Annotated in this window: 1 protein-coding gene and 1 pseudogene; both read right to left on the bottom strand. The window is 61.8% G+C overall.

Features of this window, described 5'->3' with window-relative positions; translation table 11 throughout:
- Window positions 1-2,438: pseudogene (locus AC1VAN_RS17680) on the bottom strand (phage tail protein); the annotation flags it as partial.
- Window positions 2,439-2,504: 66 nt separating this feature from the next.
- The coding region (locus AC1VAN_RS17675) for a hypothetical protein (protein WP_480986329.1) at window positions 2,505-2,719 on the bottom strand (215 nt) is incomplete at its 5' end.

Below are 2,719 nucleotides of genomic sequence, written 5' to 3'. Positions count from 1 at the left end.
GTGATGCCCTGCCCGGTCACCTTGGGCGCACTGCGGCCGAACAGCTTGGCGTGGATGCTGGAGCCCGACAGGATGGACGCCGTCTTGTCGTTGAAGCCCAGGCCGCGGAAGCCCTTGTCCGCCAGCCCGACGGCGCCGGCCGTGGCGATCTTGCCCGCCCAGCTCTCGCCGTTGGCAATGTCCCAGCCCTGATCGAACAGCTCGGCATTCTTCATCATGCCGGCGACGACCCAGCCGATGATCGGCACCGCTGCCGCAGCGGTCGATGCGGCACCAGCACCAGCCGCCGCGGTCCCGCTCGCTGCAGAGGCGCCGCCGCCGGCGAACGCAGCCACGTTGTTGCCAAAGCCCGCGAGGCTACCGGCACTGATTCCGCTGCTCGCAGCACCTGCGCCAGCGCTGAACAATCCCTGCCCCTTCGACAGCAGGCCGGCGATGTTGCTCAGGTTCTTGCCACCGGCGGCCGATCCGTTGCCGCCGAATAGACCCATGAGGCTGTCCAGGCTGAAGCCGCCACCCTTGCCACTGATCCCATTCATGATCTGCGTCTGGATCGGGATAATCAGCTTCTGCTTTGCGATCTCGGCAATCATGTCCCGCAGCCCGCGCTTCGCCGCGTTCTTGAGGCCATCCCACAGATCGTCGAATTTGCGCATTCCATCCACTGCAAAGTCGGCGAACGCATCGACACCGTCGGCTAGGCCAGAGACGATTACGTTGGCCATCGCCTCGACGTGCGCTGCGGATTCCTCAACCTGCAGCGACAGTTCCGCAGCAGCTGCTGCCGCCGCCAGCATGGACTGCTCGTAGTCCTCGTAGCTGGCTGCCCCCTTGGCCAGCGCCAGTGCCTCCTTGCTGCCGGCCGCCTCGACTGCCTTCTGCAGTTCGTCGCGCATGTCCTTTTCGTTCACCAGCTGTCGGCGATACAGCTCGCGGGCGCGCCCAACCTTGCCCAGCATGACCAGCTCAGTATCGAACGTCGCCAGCAGCTGCTCAGGCCCGGCCATAGCCTTTTCAACTTCCGCAGCGACTTTGGCGTACTCCACTGCGCTCTGGCCCATGAGCACATTGGCGTCGGCCTGGGCAATGTTGCCCTTGGCCAGCAGCTCGTTGTACTCGGCCATGTTGCCAAGGTGTTTAGCCATGGCCTCGGCCAACGGCCCCTCCATGGCGCCGGCGGCTTCTTGTGCTTGCTGCCTGTAGCGTGCGATTTCCTCGGCGCGGCGCTTTGCCTCGTTGTCCGATCTTTCTCGATCAGACTTCCCAATATTTCCCGTAGGCTTGTAGCCAACCGAGTTCGACTTGAGGGCGGAATCAGGCAGCATCTGCCCGTTGTCAATCAGGGTGACTTGGGGCCCATATCGACGTGTCAACTCGCGCTGGATGCGAAGGCGCTCTGCAAGAAGCCGCTCAGCTTCCTTGTCGCGTTGGGGAGAGGGAGCCTCGACCGTGAGCAGCAGTCGGCGCCTTGCGCCAAGGTCGCCCATCTGCTCATTGAGCGCATCTTCTGTAGCGCTACTGAGAGCACCTGGAGCGGCACCCTCCAAGGCCTGAAGTTCCGCCATGCGGCCAATCAGATTGACGATCTGAACTGCACCGCTGGCCATCTCGCCCGTAAGCTCCGCGACCCAACGGGTGACGCTCGCGAACGCATTCCGCGTCTGCTGCGAAGCCATGAACTCTGTCAGGTTGTTCAGCTCGGGCAGCAGCTCCTCCGCGACACTGACCTTGAGCCCCTTCATCGCAAGGTCCGCTTCCTGCGTGATCTCGCGGAGGCGAACTGTCGCTTTCGACGTGTTCCCGTCAATGATCGCCCCCGCTGCTGCGGCGGCATCGCCCCACTGCTTGAACCCGGCACTGCTGTTCCGCAGGAGGGGAATCAGATGGGCCGAGTCACTGGCGATGGCCTCCATGTAGGTGACCATTTCCGATTGCGAAAGGTTCGCTCGCTCCAGGCTATTGAAGAACAATCCAAGTGCATCGGGACCTGAAAGGGTTCGGAACTGCTCAGCCGTTACCCCCGTGCGCTTGGCAATGTTCTCGAAGAAGTCGGCCATCGCGCCGCCGCCCGTCTGGACGTAGTCGCCGATCTTGTCCTGCACATCCTTGAAAATGTCCGCCAATTTCTCATGACTAATTCCGACCACGTTGGCACCCGCAGCCATACGTTGGAAAGTCTCTGAGCTACTGCCCGAGAGGGATGCAAGGCGCTCGTACTGAACTCCGAGTTCAGCCACCTCACGTGTCCAGGCTACTGCCGCCGCGCTTGTGCTCGTGATGCCTGCCGAAAGAGCCAAACCAATGGCCGTGCCAGCCTTCTTGGCAATAGCCTGCATGCGGTTCATCGATTGCTCGAACTGCCGAGCGGCTTGACCGGCGTCCTTTACAAAGGAGCCGGTCTTCATCAAAAGATCGACGGTGAGTGTGTAAAGAGACATTGCGGCTCCAGAAACGAAGAAGCCCCGCTCATGGCGGGGCTTTAGGTGGGCGCCGGTAACTCCGGCCTATCTACCCATGATCTGCGATTGGTGGCGCTCAGCCTGAATGACGCGAGCCAGCGCAACCAAGAAAATGCCGAACGCGATTGCGCCGACCCCCATGGTTGCCTTGGTGAGCATCAATGCTCCGGCCAATGCGGCCAAGAGCCCAAGAACTGTCAGCAGGATGTACATCGTTCCCTCTCTGCTTTGATTGTCCGGGAATGATGCCACTGTTGGAG

The sequence above is a fragment of the Stenotrophomonas sp. 05L44_2 genome (genome assembly GCF_056665995.1).
The sequence above is the reverse complement of the archived record's forward strand: the minus strand, read 5'-3'. Positions and strand labels throughout refer to the sequence as shown.